Source organism: Streptomyces sp. NBC_01445, assembly GCF_035918235.1.
Lineage (GTDB): Bacteria > Actinomycetota > Actinomycetes > Streptomycetales > Streptomycetaceae > Streptomyces.
Genome location: NZ_CP109485.1, coordinates 9,017,668 through 9,039,794 on the forward strand (window position 1 = coordinate 9,017,668; position 22,127 = coordinate 9,039,794).

At 68.3% G+C, this 22,127-nt stretch carries 17 protein-coding genes and 3 pseudogenes; 3 read left to right on the plus strand and 17 right to left on the minus strand.

Features of this window, described 5'->3' with window-relative positions:
• Positions 1-62 precede the first annotated feature (62 nt).
• Together OG574_RS41140 and OG574_RS41145 are read right to left on the minus strand one after the other, a co-directional pair.
• A complete protein-coding gene (locus OG574_RS41140) occupies positions 63-1,334 on the minus strand; it encodes an ROK family protein (protein WP_326777341.1) in 1,272 nt (423 codons plus the stop codon).
• Positions 1,335-1,476: 142 nt separating this feature from the next.
• On the minus strand, positions 1,477-2,631 hold the full coding sequence (locus OG574_RS41145) for an ROK family transcriptional regulator (RefSeq protein ID WP_326777342.1): 1,155 nt from the start codon (positions 2,629-2,631) through the stop codon (positions 1,477-1,479).
• Positions 2,632-2,809: 178 nt separating this feature from the next.
• Between OG574_RS41145 and OG574_RS41150 the strand changes: the two genes are divergently transcribed.
• Positions 2,810-5,998 (plus strand): beta-glucosidase, encoded by a 3,189-nt coding sequence (locus OG574_RS41150; RefSeq protein ID WP_326777343.1) that lies wholly within the window; start codon positions 2,810-2,812, stop codon positions 5,996-5,998.
• A gap of 320 nt (positions 5,999-6,318) precedes the next feature.
• Here OG574_RS41150 and OG574_RS41155 read toward each other — a convergent pair whose 3' ends face one another.
• The 15 genes and pseudogenes from OG574_RS41155 to OG574_RS41225 all read right to left on the minus strand — a co-directional run bounded on the left by OG574_RS41155 (position 6,319) and on the right by OG574_RS41225 (position 18,562).
• The gene (locus tag OG574_RS41155; protein WP_326777344.1) at positions 6,319-6,642 is read right to left on the minus strand and encodes a hypothetical protein; all 324 of its coding nucleotides are present in this window, start codon (positions 6,640-6,642) and stop codon (positions 6,319-6,321) included.
• The gene (locus tag OG574_RS41160) at positions 6,596-7,645 is read right to left on the minus strand and encodes an IS256 family transposase (protein ID WP_442816947.1); all 1,050 of its coding nucleotides are present in this window, start codon (positions 7,643-7,645) and stop codon (positions 6,596-6,598) included. Before OG574_RS41160 ends, OG574_RS41155 begins: the two co-directional genes overlap by 47 nt.
• A pseudogene (locus OG574_RS41165) lies at positions 7,624-8,112 on the minus strand (helix-turn-helix domain-containing protein); the annotation flags it as partial. The pseudogene OG574_RS41165 and the gene OG574_RS41160, both read right to left, overlap by 22 nt.
• A 267-nt stretch (positions 8,113-8,379) precedes the next feature.
• Positions 8,380-8,742, minus strand: a pseudogene (locus OG574_RS41170) (nitroreductase family protein); the annotation flags it as partial.
• A 62-nt stretch (positions 8,743-8,804) separates the two neighbouring features.
• Positions 8,805-8,966: pseudogene (locus OG574_RS41175) on the minus strand (IS5/IS1182 family transposase); the annotation flags it as partial.
• 88 nt (positions 8,967-9,054) lie between these two features.
• Positions 9,055-10,161 (minus strand): pyrroloquinoline quinone biosynthesis protein PqqE, encoded by a 1,107-nt coding sequence (gene pqqE, locus OG574_RS41180; protein ID WP_326777346.1) that lies wholly within the window; start codon positions 10,159-10,161, stop codon positions 9,055-9,057.
• Complete coding sequence (pqqD, locus tag OG574_RS41185; protein ID WP_326777347.1) at positions 10,158-10,421, minus strand: pyrroloquinoline quinone biosynthesis peptide chaperone PqqD; 264 nt, start codon at positions 10,419-10,421, stop codon at positions 10,158-10,160. The genes pqqE and pqqD overlap by 4 nt, the downstream gene beginning before the upstream one ends.
• The gene (gene pqqC, locus OG574_RS41190) at positions 10,421-11,224 is read right to left on the minus strand and encodes a pyrroloquinoline-quinone synthase PqqC (protein WP_442816880.1); all 804 of its coding nucleotides are present in this window, start codon (positions 11,222-11,224) and stop codon (positions 10,421-10,423) included. The genes pqqD and pqqC overlap by 1 nt, the downstream gene beginning before the upstream one ends.
• Positions 11,221-12,120, minus strand: a complete 900-nt coding sequence (pqqB, locus tag OG574_RS41195; protein WP_326777348.1) for a pyrroloquinoline quinone biosynthesis protein PqqB — start codon at positions 12,118-12,120, stop codon at positions 11,221-11,223. Before pqqB ends, pqqC begins: the two co-directional genes overlap by 4 nt.
• A gap of 9 nt (positions 12,121-12,129) precedes the next feature.
• The gene (pqqA, locus tag OG574_RS41200; protein WP_326777349.1) at positions 12,130-12,279 is read right to left on the minus strand and encodes a pyrroloquinoline quinone precursor peptide PqqA; all 150 of its coding nucleotides are present in this window, start codon (positions 12,277-12,279) and stop codon (positions 12,130-12,132) included.
• An 82-nt stretch (positions 12,280-12,361) separates the two neighbouring features.
• Entirely contained in the window at positions 12,362-13,354 is a 993-nt protein-coding gene (locus OG574_RS41205; protein WP_326777350.1) for a ThuA domain-containing protein, read from the minus strand.
• A 37-nt stretch (positions 13,355-13,391) separates the two neighbouring features.
• Entirely contained in the window at positions 13,392-15,542 is a 2,151-nt protein-coding gene (locus OG574_RS41210) for an outer membrane protein assembly factor BamB family protein (protein ID WP_326777351.1), read from the minus strand.
• Between the two features lie 191 nt (positions 15,543-15,733).
• A complete protein-coding gene (locus OG574_RS41215) occupies positions 15,734-16,546 on the minus strand; it encodes a citryl-CoA lyase (protein WP_326777352.1) in 813 nt (270 codons plus the stop codon).
• Positions 16,543-17,742, minus strand: coding sequence for a CaiB/BaiF CoA transferase family protein (locus OG574_RS41220; RefSeq protein ID WP_326777353.1), 1,200 nt, complete (start codon positions 17,740-17,742; stop codon positions 16,543-16,545). The genes OG574_RS41215 and OG574_RS41220 overlap by 4 nt, the downstream gene beginning before the upstream one ends.
• A gap of 52 nt (positions 17,743-17,794) precedes the next feature.
• Complete coding sequence (locus OG574_RS41225) at positions 17,795-18,562, minus strand: IclR family transcriptional regulator (protein WP_326777354.1); 768 nt, start codon at positions 18,560-18,562, stop codon at positions 17,795-17,797.
• Between the two features lie 209 nt (positions 18,563-18,771).
• Between OG574_RS41225 and OG574_RS41230 the strand changes: the two genes are divergently transcribed.
• Together OG574_RS41230 and OG574_RS41235 are read left to right on the plus strand one after the other, a co-directional pair.
• Entirely contained in the window at positions 18,772-20,274 is a 1,503-nt protein-coding gene (locus OG574_RS41230) for an aldehyde dehydrogenase family protein (RefSeq protein WP_326777355.1), read from the plus strand.
• Complete coding sequence (locus tag OG574_RS41235) at positions 20,271-22,022, plus strand: thiamine pyrophosphate-binding protein (protein ID WP_326777356.1); 1,752 nt, start codon at positions 20,271-20,273, stop codon at positions 22,020-22,022. The genes OG574_RS41230 and OG574_RS41235 overlap by 4 nt, the downstream gene beginning before the upstream one ends.
• Positions 22,023-22,127: the final 105 nt, after the last annotated feature.

Consider the following 22,127-nt stretch of genomic DNA (forward strand, 5'->3'; position numbering starts at 1 on the left):
TCGGCAAGGGCGATAGCGGCAGCGAGGGCGAGAATGGCCTACACGTGGGTGGACACGGGCGCTCACAGTCGGTTCTGGGTCGCCGTGCCACGCTGGCCAAGTAGGGCTGGCCTCAGGGCCACGGCTCCGTATGCTTGCGCGTCTGCGAGTCTGCCACGTACGAGCCGCAGGCCCTGGAGCTGAGTCGGTGGGCAGTGTTCGGCCAGACCGTCGGCGAGTGAGGACGTGAACGGTATGTGTGCCGGGCCGAGTTCGGCATCAATGACGATCACATCAGGTGTCAGGACCGTGACCAGGCCGGCCAGTGCTCGGGCGGCCTTATGTCCGATGTCCTGGTAGAACTCCATGGCCATGGGGTCGCGAGCCGTGACCAGTTCGTTCGCTTCGACCGGGGTGAGCGGTCGTCCGTAGAGCGTGGCAAGAGCGCGATCCGTGTGCTTGCTCGTCAACTGGGTCGCCAGGCAACCCCGGCCGCCGCAGAGACATTCGCGCCCGTCGGCGCTGATCTGTACGTGCGCGATCTCGCCTGCGGTGCCGCCAGGACCGGTGAAGAGATGGCCGCCGATGACGATGCCGCAGCCGAAGCCGTGACGCACACTCAGGTGCACGCTGGAGTGGACGCCGGTGGCGGCACCGAAGACGGCCTCGCCCAGTCCGGCCAACTGGGCGTCGTTGACCAGGACGACCGGCTGAGGGAGCGTTGCACTCAGGCACGCATGAGCCTCCTCCACCGTCCGGAAGTACCCGGCCAGACGCTCGTTTCGAACGGCAGAGGCGGGGATCGCAGGATGGCCGTCATGGGACACGGGGAACGGTGCGGCGATTACCACCTGTCTGACCGGCGAGCAGTATTGGCTGCCGGCCTTCTCGAGAAGTTCAACGACTGCAGCGGCCCAGAGGTCGGGCTGAGTGGCCGATTCCGAGATCGTGACAGCCGAGCACGGGCCCGCTGGGCTTACAACCGTCAGAACGGAAGTGGACTCCTCGAAACGGATCAAGCCGACGGGATCGGCGAATGCGCCGAGTTGATAGGCGATGGCGGGGCGGCCGGGAGTTCTGACCGGGGAGCCGGCGACGACCGAGAGAGTTCCCCGGGTGACCAGTGTGTTGAGCACTGAGGTGACGACGGTCCGCGACAGGCCGGTGAGCCGGGCGACCTCTGCACGGTTCAGGGTCGGGGCCGTGTCGAAGCAACTCAGGACGGCAGCTTCCAGGAGAGCGGCTGAGCTGCGCGGTCCGCGCGTCACGGTCATGGTCGTTCCTCTTGGGCAGGTGACTGCATGCGTCTTCGCCGGGGTGAGACGAGCAGAGTGGTCGGGCAGGCCCTCGGTCATGGCGGTGGACGCCGACCGCGGGCCCCTGTCTGAGGTGTCGGCGCCATGCGGGTACGTCAACGTGCCCGGCGAAACGTCGGTCCGTGTCGGACAATGTCTGGCGGTGCGACAGTGCATGCCGCCTGGACCTCGGTAACTCGTTTCACCTCTGGGCCAGTTCGGCGGCCAGTACCGCCGCGCCGACCAGTTCCGCGTTCTCCCCGAGCTGGGCCGGCACGACGTCCAGGGACGCGGCGATCGCGGGCTGGGCGTCGCGCTTCACCGTCGCGTCGATACCTTCCAGAAGCGGGCCACCGGTTGCTCCCAGTTCGCCTCCGATGATGAGTGCGGCCGGGTTGAGAAGATTACTCAGGACGGAGAGAACACCTCCGAGCATGCGGCCGGCGTCGTTGAGGATGCGCCGGGTCGTGGGGTCGTCGGCTTGCCCCTGGAGCGAGGCGTCGGACTGCAGGCTCGGATGAGTGTGGGCGACCTGGGCCATGATCGAGGAGACGGAGACGACAGCCTCCAGGCAGCCTCGTCTGCCGCACCGGCACAGCTCCGTGTACCCGGACAGCGGCGTGTGACCGATCTCCCCGGCGAAACCGAGCGAACCCCTGTAGGGCTCGCAGTTCAGTACCATGCCCGCCCCGATGCCGTGGGAGACCTTCACATAGAGGAAGTCTGCGTAACCTCTGCCTGCGCCGCGCCGCAGTTCACCGTAAGCACCCAGCACGGCGTCGTTCTCGACGTGGACCGGCAGGTCGAGTCGGCGTATCAGTTCCCGTCCGGGGTCGAGTCCGACCCAACTGGAGAGAATCGTGGGTGAGCGCACCAGGCCGGATGCGGAGTCCAGCGGCCCGGGAATCCCTACAACCACGGTGGAACCGGCGTCGATTTCGTGGTCCTGGCGAAGTTCCCTCACCATGTCCGCGGCGGCGTCCATGGCTTCAGCCGCGTACAAATCGACATTCAGGTCGGCGCGTCGCTGGGCGACCATATAGCCGGAGCCGTCGACGACGGCGACCTTGACGTGTGTGTGTCCGAAGTCGATCGCCGTGGCGTTTCCCTGGCGGGGCAAGCATCGCAGCACGCCGGCGGGGCGGCCGCTGCCGCTGCCCGGTCCCTTGACCGCCGGATCGTCCTCCGTCACGCGCCCCTCGGCGATGAGCCGCGAAACGGCGTGGTTCACCGTACTGCGAGACAGGCCCGTGGTCTCGACGAGGTGCGCGCGTGTGATGCTGCCGCCCTGGAGGGCGCGGAAGATCTCTTCGCGGGTCCTGTTGCGTGGTGAGGAGCGATCGGAGGTCACGTCCATGCGCTGATGATAGGCACCTCCCTGCATTTAGCCAATGATGGGCGAATTTGTTTTGCAGGGTTAACGCAAAACCCGGGAATCGTAGCTGTTTTCAGTTATTGACGGGCCAAAAGTGGCTCCATAGCCTCCTCTTGCGTCCGGCTCTCAGCCGGACTTGGACAGAGAGAGGACGCTGTCGATGACCTTCGCCCTGCGCTACCCCCGGAACAGACCCATGATCGTGGCCGCCGCAGCCTCGGTCGTGGCGTCGACCCTGATGTTCGGCGGACTGATCCCCGCCCAGGCAGCGACGACCGACCCGCAGCCCACCGCCCTCGAGCAGGCCAACGCGGCCCTGTCCCGAAAGGCGGCTGAGCAGGGCATGGTCCTGCTGGAGAACCACGGCCAGGCTCTCCCCATCGCCTCTTCGGGCAACATCGCTCTGTACGGAGTCGGCGCCTACCGGACCGTCAAGGGCGGCACCGGCTCCGGCAACGTGAACAACCGGTACACCATCACCGCTCGCCAGGGGCTGGAGAACGCCGGCTACAGCGTGACCACCAGCGACGCCTACTGGTCCGCCATGACCAGCGCCTACGACACCAAGTACGGCACCCCCACCGGCGGCATCTTCGGCCCCACGATCGACTACGCCTCCGTGGAGCAGCCGCTGACCACGGACACGGTGAAGCCGACCGCCAAGACCGGCACCGCCGTCTATGTCATCGCCCGCAACTCCGGTGAGGGATCGGACCGTTCCTCCGGCAAGGGCGACTACCTCCTCGGCGACACCGAACGGGCCAACCTCGAGCTGCTGGGCCGCACCTACCAGCACGTGGTCGTGGTCATCAACTCCGGCGGCATCATCGACACCAGCTTCTACCAGCAGATCAACGCCGCGGAGAAGGACTCGTCCGGTGGGCAGGCCCTGGACTCGATGCTGCTGATGAGCCAGGCCGGCCAGGAGAGCGGCAACGCCCTCGTCGACGTCCTCAACGGCACCACCACCCCCTCCGGGAAGCTCACCGACACCTGGGCATCCAGCTACTCCGACTATCCGGCCTCCGCTACCTTCGCCAACAACGACGGCAACTCCGCGACCGAGGAGTACGGCGAGGGCATCTACGTCGGATACCGCTACTTCGATTCCTTCTACCGCTCGATCAACAAGAGCGACCCCGCTTCCGTCGTCAACTACCCCTTCGGCTACGGCGGTTCTTACACCGATTTCAGCATCCAGGCGCAGAAGGTGACCGCGAGCGCCAAGCAGGTGTCGGTCACCGCCAAGGTCACCAACACCGGGCACCGTTACAGCGGCAAGGAGACCGTGCAGGTCTACGTCTCCGCCCCGCAGACCGGCGCGGACAAGGCCTACCAGCAGCTCGCCGGCTACGCGAAGACGGACGACCTGGCCCCCGGCGCCTCGCAGACCGTGACGGTCACCTTCAACACCTCCTCGCTGGCCTCCTACAGTGAATCTCGAGCCGCATGGGTCCTCGACGCCGGTGACTACCTCGTCCGCGTCGGCAACTCGTCCCGCAACACCCACGTCGCCGCCAAGCTGAACCTCGCCAAGCCCGTCGTGACCGAACAGGACCACAACGAGCTGAACGACCAGAAGCCCGCGACCGAACTCACCAGCAAGCCCGCGGACTTCTACACCTACGGCGACGAGCAGAAGGAGATCGCCCACGCCCGGCGCATCAACCTGGACACCCACTCGTTCCACACCGAGAACGACGCCTCCGACGACGAGCAGGACGTCACCGTCGACTCGACCTCGCCCTACTACGCCCTCGACGGGGACAAGATCTCCTCCACCACCGTCTATCTCGACCGCGACGAGAAGGACTGGGAAGGAACGGGCGCCCCCTACGCGCCCAAGACCGGAGAGAAGGTCAAGCACGTCAGGACCAGCTCCGGCAGCACCCTCTACGACGTCGCCAAGGGCAGGACCTCGATCGAGCAGTTCGTCGCCGGACTCACGGTGAAGCAGCTCGCCGACATCGTGGAAGGCTCCAGCGTCGGAGGCACCACCCCATCAGCCGTCGGAGCCGCCGGATACACCACCGGAGCCCACGAGGACCTCGGCATCCCGAGCATGACCCTGTCCGACGGACCCGCGGGACTGCGCCTCACCCAGCAGATCGCCACGACCCCGCCCACCTACCAGTACGGCACCGCCTGGCCCATCGGCACCCTCCTGGCCCAGACCTGGGACCGTGACCTGGTCGACAAGGTCGGCACCGCCGTCGGCAAGGAGATGAACGAATACGGGGTCTCCCTCTGGCTGGCACCCGGCATGAACATCCACCGCGACCCCCTGAACGGCCGCAACTTCGAGTACTACTCCGAAGACCCCCTGATCTCCGGACTCACCGCCGCGGCCACCACCGAGGGCGTCCAGAGCAACCCGGGCGTGGGAGTGACCATCAAGCACTTCGCCGCGAACAACCAGGAGACCGCCCGTAACTCCAGCAACGCCGTGGTCGGCGAACGGGCCCTGCGCGAGATCGAGCTCAAGGGCTTCGAGATCGCCGTCAAGGCCGCCCAGCCCATGTCCGTCATGAGCTCTTACAACAAGGTCAACGGCACCTACGCCTCCGGCAACTACGACCTGCTCACCGACGTGCTACGCGGCGAATGGGGCTTCAAGGGCACCGTCATGACCGACTGGGGCGGAGCGCACGGCGCCACCAACACCATGTATTCCGGCAACGACCTCATAGAGCCCGGCGGCAGGCCCTCCGACATCGTCAACGCCACCGTCAAGGCCGCACCGACCCTCGACGTCCACGGCCTGCCCGCCTACACCAAGACCGTCCGGAGCACCGGCTCCACCAGCTACACCTTCCAGCTCGGCGGACTTACCCTGGCAGCCGGCGGCACCACCACCGTCTCCTCCACCATCGACGGCACGACGGACCTGTCGAAGACCCCGCTGTCCGGCACCACGACGATCGACGCGATCAACAACCAGACCTACACGGCTCACCCGAAATTCACCTCGGTCGACGACGCCTACCAGGCCGTTCAGGACCTGCTCGCCTCCTCCGCCCTGACCGCGACCCAGAAGGCTGCCGTCACGGTCTCGGACGTGCAGCACAGCACGGCAGGGGACTCGACCAGCCCCGTAACCTCCTACACCGTCACCCTGACCGGCAACTACCCTGCGGCCAGCGCCTACACGATGCGGCTGGGCGACCTGCAGCGCAGCGCGATCCGGATCCTCACCACGGCGTCCAAGACCGCCTCGTTCCAGCAACTGGCCCAGTCCCAAAAGGTACGAGGCATCTCGGTGGGCTCCTACACCGACCAGTTCAAGAACCTCGACCCGACGGTCACCTCCGTCAAGGGCCGAGTCCAGCAGCCCTACCACAAGCGCTGACCATGCGGGCGGCGGCCGATCACACAGAGGCCGCCGCCCCCGCGCTTGCCGGCGGACTGTTCGTGGGCTGCTCGTCCGATACGTTCGAGCGGTGCCTGCCGGAGAAAACCGGGGAGGTCAGCTCAGCCGATCTCGAGGGTAGCTACCGAGGTTCGGGCGACGACGAGGGAGCCACGATCACCCTCAAGGCAACTGGGCACAACGGTGCTGATCAGTTCGCTTTCTCAGTTCTGCGCGACACGCGATGCTGCGGTTGGTGCCGGTTGTATGCCGGGCGATCTACGGAGAGTAATTGTCAAGAGTTGTGGGTCAGCAGCGGCTCACCATGATTCGCGGCCCAGGTGCACGAGACCTTGGATGGTGCCCAGGCGGGTGTGCAGGGTGGGCTCTGGGGCCGGGGTGTAGGTGAGCAAGAGGACCCGGGCCGCCGGGTGTTCCGGGGTGTAGAGGTCGTCCTGGCCGTCATCGCCGGGGATGGCGTTCGGCTGGATCTCGATGTGTCCGTAGGTGCCCTGGGCGAGGTAGTAGACGCCCCGGTAGTCACTTTCGCGCTCGGTGAAGACCACATTGAGGTGGCTGGTGACGAGGAGGACCAGTTCACTCGCGATGTAGGTGCTCGTGCCGTAGGTGTCGTAGTTGGTCATGGTGGTCTGATTTTATGCCGCTAGCGTCTCGGGGCGTTCGAGGAGCTCGCCGCGTTCGAAGCGGGCTCCGGCTTTCACCAGGGCGACGAGGTGGGGTGCGTTGACGGCCCGCCATCGTGCCTGGGCGGACTCGACGAGCTTGAACACCATCGCCAGGGCGGCCGCGGGAGCCGGCCCCCTTGGTGACCTTCGTCCGCAGCCGCACGGTCGCGAAGGTCGACTCGATCGGGTTCGTGGTCCGCAGATGGATCCAGTGCTCGGCGGGGAAGTCGTAGAAGGCCAGCAGCTCGGCCTCATTATCCGTGATCTTCTTGACGGCCTTTGGGAACTTCGCTTTGTACTGTTTCTCGAACGCCTTGACCGCCCTGGCCGCGTGCTCCTTGTCCTCGGCGTTGCAGATGTCCTGGATGGCCTTCTTCGCCGCGGGCTGGGCCGACTTGGGCAGGCTGTCGAGGACGTTGGCCGTCTTGTGGACCCAGCACCTTTGGTGGCGGGTTTCGGGGAAGACCTCGTGAAGCGCATTCCAGAAGCCGAGGGCGCCGTCACCGACGGCGAGGACGGGAGCGCGCATGCCCCGCCGGGCAGCATCTCGCAGCAGGCTCGCCCAGGACTCCGTGGATTCCCGGTAGCCGTCGGCCATGGCGATTGGTTCCTTGGTGCCGTCCGCGCGCACGCCCATCACAACCAGGACGGCGGCCTTGGTCTCCTCCAGGCGTATGCGCAGGTGGATGCCGTCGGCCCAGACGTAGACGTAGTCCGTGGCGGACAGGTCGCGCTCGCCGAACGCCTTGTGGTCGGCCTGCCACTGGGTGGTCAGCCGGGTCACGGTGGCCGGGAAAGGCCGGCGGAGGAGCCGAGGAACTGCTCGAGCGCGGGCACGAAGTCGCCGCCGGCCGTGCAGGTAGAGAAGTGGCAACACCTCGCTGATCTTCGGGGACTTCCTGGCCCAGGGCGGCAGGATCGCCGAGGAGAACCGCTTGTGTTGCGCTGCTTGGCCGGCCAGTCCTCCATCCCGGCGAGCAGCCGCATGCCGCCGGGGTTGGCGGCCAGCAGGTCTCCCGTTCGGCTGACCACATGGGCGGGGTTGGGCCGCAGGCTCTCCAGGAGCAACTTGGTCCCCGGACGTACGGTGCGGCTGGGCGTGGCCGGTGGCGTCGGTGCGGTGCGGGCGGCCCGCGCGGCCAGGCTGCGCAGGTGCTCATGCTCCGCGTCCCCCAGGCGTAGGGCGTCAGCGAGGGCGTCGATCACGGAGGGGCTGGGGCGGGTCTCCTTGCCGCGCTCCAGGCGTGCGTAGTAGTCGATGCTGATGCGGGCCAGGGTGGCCAGTTCCTCGCGGCGCAGTCCCGGGGTGCGGCGCGGCCCGGAGCCGGTCGGCAAGCCCGCCTCCTCGGGGCTCACCTGCGCCCGGCGGGCACGCAGGTAGCGCCCCAGCTCGGTGCCGTTACTGCTGGTGGGCTGCTCACGATCCATGCCGTCGAGTGTGGCCGGGCGGCGGGCCGCGGTGGTAGGCGCGTGGGGTGCCCTGCCACAGCACCGAACGCGGCTCCATGGCACAGCCCGCCCTGCCACATCGCGTCGCCCGGCGGCAGCCTGGATGTGTGCGGAAGAGGGCCCTGCCCGCGCGGCCGACATTGTGGTCCCCGCTCTCCGGTGTCCATCGCTTCCCTTCCTTCCACCCGTCACAGAAACAGAGCCATAGACCATGTCGCCGAATGTCGGCATGAACAGGAAGGCGACGTGGGGAGCGCCGAAGAGGGCCAGGTTCTCGCGGGATGCGGCCTTCCTGGCCGTCCGGTCCGAGCGCGGTATTCCCAGGGCCTGGTAGAGGGTCGCGGCGTGCTGGTGCGCCCTGTCGAGGTAGGTACCCTCGCCGAAGTCGGCGTAGTCGAAGGTGAAGTCGTAGGAGAACCGTCCCTCCTCGTCGGCCTTGAGCAGATGTCCGCTCAGGGCGTCCCGCTCCGCGCCCGAGACGACGTGCACTGTCCAGGGCTGGGTGTTGCAGTTCGAGGGGGCGGTTTGAGCGTCCTCCAGCACGCCGCGGATGTCCGACGGGGACAGCGGGTTGGGCAGGAATCCACGCACGGAGCGCCGGGACCGCACAAGGTCCCTAAACGGTGATGCTGTGCTGGGCAAGGTGATTCCTGTGTTGCGAGCGGCTCATGCGGGGCCGTCCACGGCATCGGGAACACGCAGGGGGCCACGACGTCGACGAATGCAGGCCAATCGCCGGCCTGGCCGGCGGTGAGAACGAGTGTCAGCGGTCGGCAGCGGCTGTAGGTGGCGGCGAGGTGGATCTCTGTGGTCAGTCCGCCGCGGGACCGGCCGCGTCTCACAAGCCCGATACCTGTGCCCTCTCTCGAAGTCTGAGCCGAGGCCCACACGTGCCGCCAGCGCTGCAGGGCTGATTGGGTTTCAACGATGGTTAGCGGGCCGAGGCCCGCGGATCGGCCGTCGCGGGACTGGAGCGCTTGTCCGAGTACCGGCTTCCCGGGCAGCATCGAGGACGATGTCGTGGTCGAGTGAGAGGGAACAGGCAGGATCGGTGCGGGTGGCGTCACCGGTCAGGGCGTAGGCCTGGCAGCGGCAGCCGCCGAAGTCCTTGCTCCGCAGGTCGCAGGTTTGGCAGGGGGAGGGCATCCACTGCGTGCCACGGAAGCGGTTGAAGGCTGGCGAGTGCTCCCAGATCCAAGACAACGGTCGGTCGAGGGCGTTCGGGGCGTCGAGATCGGGCATAGAGGCTGCGGCGGGACAGGGAAGTGCGGTGCCGTCGGGGGCGATGGTGAGGGACACTGCGCCCCAGCCCCCCATGCACGGCTTCGGTGCACCGGAGAAGTAGTCCGGTTCCACCCAGGTGATGTCGACAGCGCCGTCGAGACGCTGGCGCCAGCTGTCAATGACCGTGTTGGCATAGGCGAGTTGATCGCGCGTGGGCATGAGAGTTGCGCGGTTGAGCAGTCCCCATCCGTAGAACTGGGCGTTGGCCAGCTCGATCCGGTCCGCCTGCCAGTCCACGGCGAGTTGCATGACGGCGTCGATCACGTCGAGATTTTCGTGATGCAGCACGATGTTGAGGCCCAGAGGCAGACCGCGCTCCTTGATGAGCCGCGCCGCCGCCTTCTTCTCCTCGAATGAGGGATGGCCGGCGATCTTGTCGGAGCTGGCTGGGTCGGAGTGCTGAACGGAGAGCTGCACGCTGTGCAGGCCGGATGCAGTGAGTTCTGTGAGGCGTTCGGATGTGAGGCCGACACCGCTGGTGACCAGCTGTGTATAGAGGCCTGCATCAGCGGCCGACTGAGTGATCGCCGCGATGTCGCGGCGCAGAAGGGGCTCCCCGCCGGAGAGGTGGATCTGGAGCACTCCCATCTGCGCCGCTTGGTCGAATATCTGCGCCCATTGAGGTGCAGTGAGTTCTCGTGACCGCTTGGTCAGCTCGAGGGGATTCGAGCAGTACCCGCAGTGCAGTGGGCAGGCGTGGGTTAGTTCGGCGAGCAGCGCCCAGGGCGGGGCGGGAGCGGTCACTTGAGGCAACCCTTCGCGTGGAGGCGATACAGGAAGGAGGAGACGTCCGCGCGTCTGGCAAGCTGCGGGTGCGCGTCGATGATGTGGGTGGCGACTTCGTCCGCGGTGCGGGTTCCATCGCACAACGTCAGTACGGCACGAGCTGATCCGTGCAACACCACGACGCGTTCCGGCAGGAGCAGGACGTCCGTGCCGCGTGTCGCATCGTGGCGCAGGAGTGAGCCGGTGGGCAGTGCCGGGCGCCACGTCGTCCCGCTCATCACGGTGTCCCTCGGAGGGTTGCGCGGGGCCGGTATCGGAGCGTCCCGGCGTTCTGCACACTGTCGAGCAGGGACCACAGGACGTCGCACTTGAAGGACAGGGCCGCAAGGGCCAGCTCCTGTCGATCACGCGTGACTGCCCACTCCTTCACCCAGGTCAGTGCTTCGGATCCGTCCCGGCGTCCCTGCGGCACCCGACCCCGGAAGTAGGAGAGGCCCTCGGCGGCGATCCAGGGGTAGTGGACGGGAAACGTCTCGAGTCGGGTCAGCATGATCGACGGCGCGCACAGTTCGGTAAGGGACGAGGCGACGGCTTCGAGGGTGCTCCTGTCACGGCAGAAGGTGACGTAGCTGTCCACGGCCAGGCGAACTCCGGGCAACAGGCGGCGGTGGTCGCTGAGTTCGTGGCGTGCGAGGCCCACCGCCTCGCCGAGCCGCAGCCAGCGCTCGATGCCGCTGTCGGAGGGCGAGGCGCCGCTGCTCGTGTCCGATGCTCCGTCGTGGTCCTGGATACGGCGGATCCAGGAGCGGCGGTGGGCCAGCGTCCCGAGTTTGGCAAGGATGAACGCGTCCTTGATCGGGATGTTGCACTGGTAGTAGAAGCGGTTGGCCACCCAGGTGCGCATTTCGTCGCGGCTGAGATCGCCACGGTGCATGCGCTGATTGAAGGGGTGGTGGTCGTGGTAGTTGGCTGTCGCCAAAGTGCGTAGGCGTTCCTCCAGTTCCTCCGCGCTCCACGGAGGCTGCTCCTGGACAGAAGGTGGAGGGGCGTGTGTCTCAGCAAGGGGAACAGTGGTCGTCATAGGTGGATCACCATCCTGTCCTGGGCCACGCGCAGGCCGAGGTCCGCGAGCTGCTCATGCGCATCGTCTCCTGGCTCGACCAGAGGGTTCGTGTTGTTGAGGTGGGTGTAATAGGTATGCGTGCCGGTCTTGCTGAGACGGTGGGCGGTGCCCGTCGGACCGAAGATGGGCAGGTGCCCCATGCCCGATGCCGTCCGCTGCGAGATTCCGTGGCAGCGGGGCTCGTCCTCGTCGAGGAACGTGCCGTCGACCACGACGCAGTCCGCCGCCGCGATCTCCTCTTCCAGGCACTCGCTCCACGAGGCGAGGGCAGGGGCGTACAGGGCGCTGCGGTCGCTCGAGGGATCGTGCACCTTCAGGGCCACACTCCAGGTGGGATCCGCCGGTTCATCGGCGGCGTAACGAGGGCGCTTGGCGGACAGTGGCAGGGCGCTCACCTGGAGGCCCGCCACGTCTGCCGGCTCGGCGTGGCGCGTGAGCGGCAGGTCGTGCCAGGCCAACTCGGTGTACGGGGCGAGGATTTCGGACAGGGGAAGGCGCGTGGACAGTGCCTCGCGTACGGGCTTCGTGCACCACACCTCGATCCGGGACGCCTCGCGCAGGCGGAGCAGGCCCAAGGTGTGGTCGAGTTCGGCGTCGGTGAGGACGACGCGGACGACGGGGGTGCGCACCGCTCCCGCTGCGGGGCGCAGGACCGAGTGGGTCTCGAGTTGTTCCGCGATGTCCGGGGTGGCGTTTGCGAGGAACCAGGTGTCGGGCTGCGGGCCGTGGACGGCGAGCCCGTCGTGCAGGCGTCGGCGGGTAGGGAACCGGCGTGCCCCGGAACAGCCGGGGCACGCGCAGTTCCACTGGGGGAGGCCGCCGCCTGCTGCGGTTCCGAGGAGGCGCAGCAGCACGACGGACGCCTACTTCCTGCTCAGGGCGTAGGCGGTGATCTCCATCGCGGTGTCGACCACGGTGAAGTCGGGCGCCTGCCAGTCGGCGCGCTGCTCTGCCGGCTCCGGCCGGCTCTGGGGTACGGCCTGGCTGTGGGTGAGGTCGTGGGGCTCGTGCATGGTGTCCGCCTTTTGTAGTGGAGGGATGACTGCCGGGCGAGGCACACCCCGGAAGCGATGGGGAATGCGTCGAAAGGGACGTCTACTTGCAGAAGGGCGACTTGCCCATGGCCGACTCGATGCCGCCGAGGATGAGCTTTTGGTACTCGGCGGCGCCCGGGAAGGAACCGTCGGTGCTGAAGTCCTTGGCGTCGTGCCCGAGCGTGGTGAGCCAGGCCCGTCCGCCGTCGTAGTACTGGCACCAGGCCACCGGGTGGTGCGCGCCGTGCCCGGGGTGGTTGTAGTTGCCGGTCACCCCCTTGGTCAGGGTGCTCTCGTCGACCTCGGCCAGGACACGGACCCGGGTGGGCGCGGGCACGAGGTTGTACCATTCGTCGGAGAGCTGCCAGGACGATGGCAGCGCCTTGGTGGAGACGTCCTTGCGATTGACGGTGCGCACCGTGCCGGACTGCTCGGGGCCGTGGTCGTAGAAGTTCGCGTTGCCCAACAGGCCTTCGTACCAAGGCCAGTTGTACTCGGTGCCGAACGCGTTGTGGATCCCGACGAAGCCACCGCCGCCCCGGACGTACTGGCGCAGCGAGGTCTGCGCGGCGTCGTCGAGGGTGTCTCGGCTGGTGGAGTAGAAGATCACCGCGTTGTACTTGAAGAGCGTGGCAGGGGAGGCCAGTTGGGAGACGTCCTCGGTGTAGTCGACCTGGAAGCCGTTGTCGGCGCCCATCTTGAGGATCGACTTCTGGACGACGTTGGCGTCGGTGACCGGCGGGTTGAGACCGGGGGCCAGGGCGGGACCGAGGTTGGCGTGGCGAGGGCCTGCGGTGCGTGTGTAGAGCAGGACCTTGTAGCCCTTGGTCTGGTCGAAGTTGCCCCAGTCGTGGTAGCAGTCGGCGTCGAGGCCGCGGCACACGCCGTAGTCGGCGTCGCCGAGTTCCTGCGCGCCCTGGCCGACGCGTTCTTGGGCGACGCTCAGGGTGCCGGTGGCGACCAGGGCGAGCGTGATACCCAGGGTGCCGACGGCGCCGGACAGTGCTGCGTGCAGGGGCCGGATCCGGCGTCTGTTCCTCGGAGTTGGGGTCATGGAAACCGTCCTTGAGGTCGAGGGGCGAAAGGCCCGGTTACTTGACGACGATCTTTCCGGTGTTCTGCGGGGCGACCGGATCGTTGTAGAAGAACTCGCCGGCGGTCTCGAAGGTGTAGGTGGAGGACTGGCCCGGCATCAGCAGTCCGCTGTCGAACTCGGCCTCGAAGAACGACACGGCGCCGTGTGCGGACTTGTTGTCCGGGGGGTTGGTGAAGGTGACCGTCGTGCCCTTGGCGATGCTCAGGTGCTGGGGCGACATCGCGTTCTGGGCGACGAGGTTCTCGGTCGCGCCCGGGGCGTTCTTGGCGCTGTCCCAGATCCGGCCGAGCGTGATGGTGTTCTTGGCGGTGTCGCCGCTGACCGCCGCCGTGCGGATCTGGTTGCGCCGCGACGGGGGAGTGGGTGCGGCGGCCTGCTTGACGGGGCCCCCGAGCTTGAAGGCCCACAGGTGGTCGCCCTTGGGGATGTCGGGGTAGGGCAGACCGTTGCCGCCGGCGAGGACGGCGACGTACTGCTCGCCGTCGATCTCGTACGTGAGCGGGCTGGTGTTGACTCCCGCGCCGCACTGCCACTTCCACAGGAGGCCGCCGTCGCGGTCGTCGAGCGCGGTGAGGACGCCGTCGGGTCCACCCTGGAAGAGGACACCGCCGGCGGTGCTGAGGATGCCGTTGCCGTGGGCGAGGGACCAGTCGCCCTCCTGGCGCCAGGCGACGGTGTTGGTGCGCGGGTCGACCGCGGCCAGGCCCCCGGCGAAGTACTCGCCCAGCGGGCGTGAGGTGTTGACGCGTCCGCCGTGGGTGTTGGAGTAGGCCGAGTTGATCAGCCCGTAACCGACGTAGACGAGGCCGGTGCGGTGGCTGAAGGAGGGGAAGGACCAGTCGGCGCCGCCGCCCGCTCCGGGGAAGAGGATGGTGGCGCGGTCCCAGTGCACCTCGAACAGGCCGCCGGTGGGGTAGAACGGCACGGGCCGGGTGGCCTTGTCGAGGCGCGGCTCGGTCTCGATGAAGGGCTCTCCGCCGGGGAAGGGCTGGGTGGGGGAGGTCTTCTGGGCGGCGTGCTGGGGGACGGGGCGTTCCTCCATGCCGTGGATCGGTTTTCCGTCGGCACGGTCGAGGATGTAGTACATGCCTGTCTTGCTGCCGTAGATGACGACGCGCTTCTTCTTCCCGTCGACGAGGAGGTCGGCGAGCACCGGTGACATGACGCCGTCGTAGTCCCAGATGTCGTGGTGGACCGACTGGAAGTGCCAGCGCCGCCTTCCGGTCTTGGCGTCCATGGCGACGAGGCAGTTGGCGAAGAGGTTGTCGCCGCCGCGCGTGGAGCCGTCGGTGCGGGGATACGGGTTGCCGAACGTCCAGTAGACCAGGCCGAGTTCGGGGTCGACCGCCGGGTGGATCCAGCACACGGCTCCGCCGGTCTTCCAGGTGTCGCCCTCCCAGGTCTCGTGGCCGTACTCACCCGGGCCCGGAGTTCCCCAGAAGGTCCAGGCGAGTTCGCCGGTGTCGGCCTTGAGGGCGTAGGCGCGGCCGCGGGCTCCGGCGGTGCTGCCTTGGGTGCCGATGTAGACCAGGCCGTCCCAGTAGACGGCGGCGCCGGCCAGGCCGCCCTTGCTGCCGCCGCACTGGCCGCTGGCGGGGTCGCAGTCCGGGTCGCCCTGGTCCTCGACGAGCAGCTCGCGGGTCCAAGCGATCGAGCCGGTCCTCTGGTCGAGGGCGACAACTTTGTTGTCACCGGAGATGGTGAATGCGAGGCCCTGACCGAGGGCGAGACCGCGCATGTTGGTGGTCTCGGTGCCGATGTTTGTCTTCCATTTCGTCCGGCCGGTGCGGCCGTCGACGGCGAAGACGTTCTGCTGGGTGGTGGCGAGGTACAGGATGCCGTCCTGGGCGATGACGGCGCACTGCTGGTGGGAGGAGGTCGAGCCGCCCTCCAGGTTGATGTGCCAGGCGCCGCCCAGCGTACGGACGTTGCCGGCGTGGATGCGCTGGAGGGCGGAGTAGTTCTGGTTGCCCAGGTTGCCGCCGGCCTTGGGGAAGTTCTTGCCGGTTGCGGCGTGGGACTGGGTGGGTACGGGGCGCGCCAGGGTGTCGGATGCGGAGGCCGCCTGCGCCGGTGCGGAGCCGAGCAGGGCGACGGTGCCCGCCGTTCCGGCGGCCGTGGAGGTGAGAAAACTGCGTCTGTCCATGGGCCCTCTTTCATGAAGGTGCCTGACAGGCCATCAGGAGAAACTGATGGGTCTCCGGTGGCGGGAGAGGAGAGCGATGCGGATCATGGTCCGCTCTGCGGTTCGATGAACCCGTGCAGTGGTTGCCATGCGGCGGAGAGATACGTTAGGGACACGGCGGGGGTGTGGCAAGAGCCGGGAAGCGACTTGTTCTACGCCGGCTGCTGGGGCGCGAGGCGGGCGGGCAGCACGGAGCGGGGAATGGGGCCCTTGTTGCGGCGGCCCTGTCCGGACTCCTCCCAGGCGTGGGCGAGGAGCCCCACGGAACGGCTGAGGACGAACAGGCCGCGGGCCAGGGGTGCGGCAAAGCCCAGTTCGGCGTAGATGACGGCGGTGGCGCCGTCGATGTTCATCGGGACGGGACGGGCGCCCGCGCGGCGGCGCTTCAAGGTGTCTTCGACCGCGAGCGCGGCCTGCAGGTGATCGCCCGGCACGACGCCGTCGGCGACTGCCTGTTCCACGAGGCCGATCAGTGGGTCGCGGCGGGGGTCGACGGGGTGGAAGCGGTGTCCGAAGCCGGGCAGGTACGTGGACCGGCTCTGCCAGTCGGCCATGACGCGGCGTGCGGCCTCGTCCCACGGCTCGCCCGCGCTGTGCAGATCGCGGATGTCGGTGAGCATCTCGACGCACTGCTGGCCGGCGCCGCCGTGGTGGTCGCCGAGCATGTTGACCCCGGTGGCCATGGCGCTGTTGAGGCCGATGCCGCAGGTGGCAGCCATCCGGGCGGCGGCGATGGAGGGGGCCTGGGGGCCGTGGTCCACTCCGGCGACGAGGGCCGACTCGAGCAGCGCGGACTGGCGGGGGGAGGGCAGGGTGCCGTGCAGCAGGAGCCAGATGACGTCCACGAACCCGGCATGGCCGATGAGCTCCTGTATGGGGCGGTCGCGGAGTTCGATGCTCCCCGGCTCGATGTGGCTCACGGCCGTGGCCCACCACTGCGCCGCCTCGTCCTGGGGGCCGGTCATGATGTGGCGGCCCCCTCGGAGGAGGCGGAGGCCCAACTGCGGGCCAGGCGTTGCCGCTCGCTGTTGTGCTCGCCGAGCAGGGGCGGAGGCGAGGGGGGCGCGAAGGCTTCGCCGTCGAACAGTACGCCGTTGCCCACGACTCGGAGAGCCTGTTCGGAGCGCCCGGGATGACTCAACTCGCTGACAAAGCCTCGGTGTTGGAGCTGTTCCTGGTCCAGGGCCTGGGGAACGCTGAGCACGCGGGCGGCCGGGACTCCCGCCGCGTTGAGATCGCGTTCCCACTCGGCGGCGGGGCGCCGGGACAGGGCCGTGTTGAGTTCGGCGTTGAGTTCTGCGCGATGGATCTTGCGCTGTTCACGCTCCCGGAAGCGCGGATCGGCGGCGAGGCGCGGTGCCCCGACGAGCCGGCACAGCGTCTCGAACTGGAGTTGCTGGTTCGCGGCGATGTTGAGGGGGCCGTCGAGCGTCTCAAAGGTGCCCGACGGGGCGGCGGTCGGGTTCTGGTCGCCCAGTGGCTCCGGTGGTATGCCGCTGACGAGGTAGTTCGACACCGCCCACCCCATGGTGGACATCGAGGCCTCGAGCATCGAGACGTCGAGTCTGCTGCCGCGGCCGGTCCGCTCGCGCTGGAGCAGCGCGGCACTGATGGCAAGGGCGGCCATCAGGCCGCCGGCCGTGTCGCAGACCGGGAAGCCGATGCGCTGCGGGGCCGTCTCGGAGGTGCCGGTGATGCTCATCATCCCGGTCAGGCCCTGGATGATCTGGTCGTACGCGGGTGCCTCGCTCATCGGGCCGCTGTGGCCGAAGCCGGAGATGGAGCAGTAGACGAGCCGCGCGTTGATCCGGGCGAGAGCGTCCGGACCGTACCCCATGCGTGCGAGCACTCCCGCCCGGAAGTTCTCCAGAAGAACGTCGGCCCCCGTGAGCAGGTCCTCGAAGACGGCGCGGTCCGCGGTGTCCTTGAGGTCGAGCTCGAGCGACTTCTTGCCCGCGTTCTGCGCGAGGAACGAGGCCCCGATGCTGTCCCGGTTCAGTGACGTGTCGGGGCCGAGATTCCGGGCGAGGTCGCCCTGACCGGGACGCTCGATCTTGACCACCTCCGCGCCCAGAAGCATGAGTTGATAGCTGCAGTAAGGGCCGGCCAGTACGTTCGTCAGGTCAAGAACGCGTACCCCGTCGAGTGGTCGTACGTCCATGAAACATCTCCTTCCGGGCGCCGACTCGCGGCGCGTCCTACCGGCGGATGGGTCAGGTGTGCGGCCCCAGCGGGTGGGAGAAACCCTGTGAGGCGATCCGCGCGGCGACCTCCAGGAGGTCCTGCGCGAACGGTTCGATCGCCGTGGCCGGAATGCGCGCGCTGGGGCCGCTGAGGGAGAGCGAGGCGACCACCACACCTGATTGCGTGCGGATGGGTACGGCTACGGCGGTGAGGCCAACGTCGCGTTCACCCTGGCTGGCAGCGAAGCCGTTCTCCGCGGCCTCGTCGGCCCACAGCCTCAACTGCTGGGTGTGCGTGACGCCGTGCGGTGATGCGGCCGCGACGCGTTGCAGCAGCCCGTCCGTAGCGCCGATGAGCAGCACCTTGGACGACGCGCCCGCCCACAGCGGCAGTTCGTCGCCGACCCGTACTACGTGCCGCAGCGGCTGAGGGCTCTCCTGCTGGGCCACGCACACCCGGTGGATGTCGCGCCGGATCATCAGGTTGGCCGTCTCGCCTCTGCGGTCGGCCAGTTCCCGCAGGAGCTTCTGCGTGTCGGCGGGCAACTCCCAGCTGGTGTGCGCGAGATGAGCCCATCGCCACAGACCGGGACCGGCCGTGTAGCCGCCGGGTGTCGCCCACAGCAGTCCGTACTGCTCCAGGGTCTGCACCAGGCGCACCACGGTGGTCTTGGGCAGGCCCGTGGCATCGACCATGTCCCTTAGGGGCACAGTGGGCTGATCTTCAGTCAGCAACGACAGGATGTCCAGGGCGCGGCGCACACTGCGTACTCCGCTCTGGCCTTGCTCGGGCTCCATGCTGTCTCCTTCGCGGATCAGGGGGTGGCCGCCGCCCGGCGGGCGTGGCTCTGGTGCGACAGCTTCCACCAGCTCGGCTCTGCGGGGAAATCGCGGTTCGGAACTTCCTGACGCCGACCTATTGCCACGGCCTCTCGGCGCCCGTACGTTACACGCCAGTCCACAGAGCAGTCCACGGAAACCGCTAGATGGTTTTTTCTGGAGACGTGATGCTGGAAGATCTCCTCAAGGCCGCCGACGCATCCGATGTCGTCGACGCGCCGCCCTTCATATCCGGGACGTGGGGTGGCGAGGGTCCGCCCCTGGAACGCACCGGTCCCTACCTCAGACGCACCGTCAGCCGTGCCACCACCTCGACAACAGCAGAGATCGACACCGCACTTCAGCAGGCCGGCCGCTACGCCGAGCAGGTCGCCTCACTCGCCCCCGCCGCGCGCGCCCAGATCCTGGAGACCGCCTCCCGGACGGCGTCCGCCCACCGCGACCGGCTCGCCCGCCTGCTCGCCCTCGAACTCGGCAAGCCCCTCAAGGACAGCCGTACGGAGATCGACCGCGTCGCCTCGACCTTCGCGGTCTGCGCCGCGGAGGCCCGCCGCATCGACGGCGAGAACCTCCCGGTCGCAGGCTGGAACACCGGCATCGGCAACACCGCCCTCACCTACCGCGCCCCGGCCGGCGTGGCCCTGGCCATCACCCCGTTCAACGCGCCCGCCAATCTGCTCGCCCACAAGCTGGGCGCCTCGTTCGCCGCAGGCAACACCACGCTCGTCAAGTCGCCGCCCCAGGCACCCGCCGCATCGGCCGCCGTCGTGGCGGTCCTCCTGGAAAGCGGCATGCCCCACCAGGCGGTCCAACTCCTGCACGGCGGCGGGGAAGTGGGCGCCGCGCTGTGCGCCGGCGACGAGGTGAGCGTCATCAGCTTCACCGGCAGCGCCGCCACAGGAGCCGCCGTGGCCAGGGCGGCCGGAGCCAAACGGCTCGCCCTCGAACTCGGCGGCAACGCCGCCACCATCGTGTGCGAAGACGCCGACGCCGAGTCGGCCGCCGCACTCTGCGCCAGGAACGGCTACAGCAACAGCGGCCAGAGCTGCATCTCCGTCCAGCGCGTCTACGTCCACCGCAGCCGCTTCGACACCTTCCTCGACGCCTTCACCGCTGCGGTCGACGCCCTCGTCGTCGGCGACCCGCTCGACGAGGACACCGACGTCGGATCGATGGTCGACGAGGACGCGGCCGAGCGCGTCGTGCGCTGGTCGAAAGAGGCCGCTGGCCTCGGCGCGCGGGTGATCCGGGGCGGAACCCGCGACGGTGCCACCGCTGCTCCCACGATCATCGCCGACCCGCCTGCACACGCCTCCGTGGTCGTCCACGAAGTGTTCGGCGCCCTCGTCGCCGTCATCCCTTTCGACGACTTCGACACGGTCCTGGACGCCTGCAACGCAAGCCGCTACGGGCTGCAGGCCGGCCTGTTCACCTACGACATCACCCGGATCCTCACCGCGTGGCGGCGCCTCCAAGTCGGCGGTCTGATCGTCAACGGATCCTCCAACTACCGCCTGGATCACGTGCCGTTCGGCGGTGTGAAGGACTCCGGTTTCGGTCGTGAGGCCCCCCGCTGGCTCATCGACGACTACACCGTCGTGAAGACCCTCATGCTGCGCGGGCTGTCCGTCTGGGGCGAGCACCGCGAGCTGCCCAAGGAGAACACGTGAACACTGTCTCTGCGGCGGAAGCCCTCGTCACTCAACTCGAGTCCTACGGAGTCGAGTACGTCTTCGGCACCTGCGGCCACACCAACATCGCTCTCTTGGACGCCCTCGGCCCCAGCTCGATCACATTTGTCATCGCACGCCACGAGCAAGCGGCCGCGCATGCCGCGGACGGGTACGCCCGCGCCACCGGCCGCCCCGGAGTCCTGCTCACCCACGTCGGCCCGGGCATGATGAACGCCGTCACCGGAGTGGCCACCGCCGCCCTCGACTCCGTTCCCCTCGTCGTCATCACCGGAGACGTCCCCTCCTATTACTACGGGCGCCACCCGCACCAAGAGGTCAATCTCCACGCCGACGCCGACCAGACGGCCATCTACCGGCCGTTCTGCAAGCGCACCTGGCAGGTCCAGCGCGTCCAGGATCTGCCGCGCGTCACCGAGCGCGCCTTCTGGACGGCCGCAAGCGGCCGGCCCGGCACCGTTCTTGTCAACATCCCCATGGACCTGTTCAACCGTCAGGTCGCGCGGTACGACGGAGACCACCCGCTACCCGGACACCAGGGCGCGGCAGACCTGGACGAGGCGACCGCCGACCGGATCGCGCAGGCCCTGCTGGAGGCGGAGCGCCCGCTCCTCTACTTCGGCGGAGGCATCCGCAGTCCGCAGGCCCGTGCCGCGCTCCTGCGGCTTGCCGAACACCTCGACATCCCGCTCGCCCACTCCCTCATGGGCAAGGGCATCGTCCCCGACCAGCACCCGCTGCTCCTGGGCATGCCCGGCTTCTGGGGCCTGGAGACCACCCACGATTACACCAAGGGCGCCGATGTCGTGCTCGCGCTGGCCACCCGCTTCGCCGAGACGGACGCGAGCTCGTGGGAGAGCACCTACACCTGGAACTTCCCGCCCAGCAAACTCATCCAGATCGACATCGACCCCGCCGAGATCGGCCGCAACTACCCAGTCCACATAGGCGCCGTCGCCGATGTAGGACTGGCGCTCGACAGCATCACCGCCGCCGTGCTCTCCCGCCGGGACGAGCCCGTCACCCGAGCCGCCGTGCGGGAAACGATCGCCGCCGCCCGCAGCAGCGTGTTCGACGCCGCCAGGACCGCGGGCCGGAGCGACGACTTTCCCCTGCGCCCGCAGCGCATCCTCGCCGACCTGCGCGACACCCTGCCCGAGGACGCGGTGCTCGTCACCGACGTCGGCTGGAACAAGAACGGCGTGGCCCAGTGCTACGAACTGCCCGAGCAGGGCCGCTTCATCACCCCCGGCGGGGCCTCCACGATGGGCTTCGGCCCGGCCGCAGCAGTGGGCGTGCAGATCGCCCAGCCCGACCGTGTCGTGGTCGCCCTGATCGGTGACGGCGGCATGAGCGCCCAGCTGCCCGCCGTCCCGATGGCTGTCGAGCAGGGCGCGCCGGTCATCTTCGTCGTGATGAACAACCGCGCCCACGGCACCATCGCCGATCTCCAGGCCTCGTCGTTCGGACGCTCCTACGGATGCGAGTTCACCGACGCCGAAGGACGTTCCTACAGCCCCGACTTCGCCAAGTACGGCGAGGCGTGCGGAGCCGACGGCTACGCCGTCAGTTCCCCGGCCGACCTGCGCAAGGCACTCGAGAACGCCCTCGCCCGCCGCCGCCCCGCCGTCCTCGACGTACCCATGGTGAACGAACCGGTGCCCACGCCCGGCCACTGGAACATCAAGGACATCTACGCCGGACGCTTCCCGGCCGACACGGTCTGACCCGACCCCGTCCCGCGCCCGCAGCACCCCGCCAGTCGCATCGACAGGCCGGCGAGGGACGCGTCGCCTCCCCCCACGTATCCGCATTCGCCCCCCGTCTCATAC

Bases quoted from the DNA above. Each gene is read 5' to 3' on its own strand.
- OG574_RS41145 (WP_326777342.1), bottom strand. From the start codon at position 2,631: ATGGACGTGACCTCCGATCGCTCCTCACCACGCAACAGGACCCGCGAA.
- OG574_RS41150 (WP_326777343.1), top strand. From the start codon at position 2,810: ATGACCTTCGCCCTGCGCTACCCCCGGAACAGACCCATGATCGTGGCC.
- OG574_RS41215 (WP_326777352.1), bottom strand. From the start codon at position 16,546: ATGACCGGCCCCCAGGACGAGGCGGCGCAGTGGTGGGCCACGGCCGTG.
- pqqA (WP_326777349.1), bottom strand. From the start codon at position 12,279: ATGCACGAGCCCCACGACCTCACCCACAGCCAGGCCGTACCCCAGAGC.
- OG574_RS41140 (WP_326777341.1), bottom strand. From the start codon at position 1,334: ATGACCGAGGGCCTGCCCGACCACTCTGCTCGTCTCACCCCGGCGAAG.
- pqqC (WP_442816880.1), bottom strand. From the start codon at position 11,224: ATGACGACCACTGTTCCCCTTGCTGAGACACACGCCCCTCCACCTTCT.
- pqqD (WP_326777347.1), bottom strand. From the start codon at position 10,421: ATGAGCGGGACGACGTGGCGCCCGGCACTGCCCACCGGCTCACTCCTG.
- OG574_RS41220 (WP_326777353.1), bottom strand. From the start codon at position 17,742: ATGGACGTACGACCACTCGACGGGGTACGCGTTCTTGACCTGACGAAC.
- OG574_RS41205 (WP_326777350.1), bottom strand. From the start codon at position 13,354: ATGACCCCAACTCCGAGGAACAGACGCCGGATCCGGCCCCTGCACGCA.
- OG574_RS41230 (WP_326777355.1), top strand. From the start codon at position 18,772: ATGCTGGAAGATCTCCTCAAGGCCGCCGACGCATCCGATGTCGTCGAC.
- OG574_RS41155 (WP_326777344.1), bottom strand. From the start codon at position 6,642: ATGACCAACTACGACACCTACGGCACGAGCACCTACATCGCGAGTGAA.
- OG574_RS41225 (WP_326777354.1), bottom strand. From the start codon at position 18,562: ATGGAGCCCGAGCAAGGCCAGAGCGGAGTACGCAGTGTGCGCCGCGCC.
- OG574_RS41210 (WP_326777351.1), bottom strand. From the start codon at position 15,542: ATGGACAGACGCAGTTTTCTCACCTCCACGGCCGCCGGAACGGCGGGC.